Annotated in this window: 2 protein-coding genes; both read left to right on the forward strand. The window is 63.0% G+C overall.

Annotated features, from left to right (window positions below; genetic code table 11):
• Window positions 1–467 (forward strand): hypothetical protein (locus tag EOM25_15015; protein ID NCC26489.1); only part of this gene is annotated, 467 nt, incomplete at its 5' end.
• An 88-nt stretch (window positions 468–555) separates the two neighbouring features.
• A partial coding sequence (locus EOM25_15020; GenBank protein NCC26490.1) for a hypothetical protein occupies window positions 556–1,378 on the forward strand: 823 nt, incomplete at its 3' end.

The raw sequence follows: 1,378 nt of genomic DNA on the forward strand, positions 1-1,378 counted from the left end.
CCCAGGCGGTCGCCGAGGTTCGATTATTTGTGAAGATCGATGGTGACTGGCTGTGCAAGGGCTCGCACAAGGGACAGATGCAGATCATCAAAGGCAATGTCGGCGATGCCCAGAAAGGGGCCATCACCGATGCCATCCAGAAATGCATGTCCCTATTGTCCATCGGCAGCGATGCCTACAAGGGACTGTTGAAGAACGTCTACCTTCAGGGAAGCCAACGAACGCAACCACCCGCACCGCAACCGAAAACCAAACCCGCATCAAGAACCAACCAACCCGCTGAACCACCTGCCAACCAGAGCGATCCTTCGGCAACTCTGCCCAAGATCGCCGGCGTCAGCTTCGAGCATCGCCAAGGGGTGATCGTCGCCATCGGCGACCATCTCTTCGACAAGAAGGAACTGCTCAAGGCCGCGGGCTTTCAATGGGACAAGACCGGCAAGGCCTGGCTGAAGAAAGCCGCCTGACCAACCCAACCCAACCCCGGAGGGAGTGAGACCATTCCCTCAGCGGGAAGTGGTGTCTCTTCCCTCATCCACTCAGGAGGAGACCACCATGTCGGACCAGATGCTCACCACCCTGCAAGCCGCCCTGCAGCAGCTTGCCAGCCAGCAGACCGCAGCCACGCTCGGCGACCGCAGCACCTATCTCGGTGCCTCGGACATCGGCGCCTGCCCGCGCAAAACCATTCTCGGAAAGCTCAACGCCCCGGAAGCCGACCTGATCACCCTGCTGCGCCACCGCCGCGGCCACATGGCCGAGGAGATCGTAGCCGCGGCCTTCGCGGTCGCCGGCTTCGCCAACTTCCAGCGCCAGGTCGAGGTGCGCCACCCCGGTGACATCCCGGTCATGGCCCACCTGGATTTTGTGTTCGTCTCGGAGGCCCGCAAGACCATGGCCGTGCTCGAGGTCAAATCGCCGGAGAACATCCCCACCGACCCCTACGGCGCCTGGGAGACCCAACTCTATCTGCAGATGGGACTCCTGGCCGAGAACTGTCCGGACTACACCGTGGAGAAGGGCGCCATCCTGGCGGTCAACTTCGGTGCCCAGGGCATGCGTCTGTTCAACGGCTACACGCCCCAGGCCACGATTTATCAAGGGTTGATCGACCGGGCCGCGTCCATCTGGGACCAGTACCAGCGCTACAGCGCCGGCGACCTGGCCTTCCCGGTCATGGAAGCCGGCCCGCTCTGCGGCTACTGCCCCTTCCTCCTGGACTGTCCCAAGTTCGCGGCGGAAGAGGTGCAGGAGTTGAACGAGAACGTCGAGATCCTCATCGAACTGCAGCACCAGCAGCGGGACCTGGAGGCCGAGATCGGCCTGCGCAAGACCGACCTGCTGGCCATCGTCAGCCAGCGCGGCCCGCTCAAGGCCC

The sequence above is a fragment of the Deltaproteobacteria bacterium genome, assembly GCA_009929795.1.
GTDB lineage: Bacteria > Desulfobacterota > Desulfovibrionia > Desulfovibrionales > Desulfomicrobiaceae > RZZR01.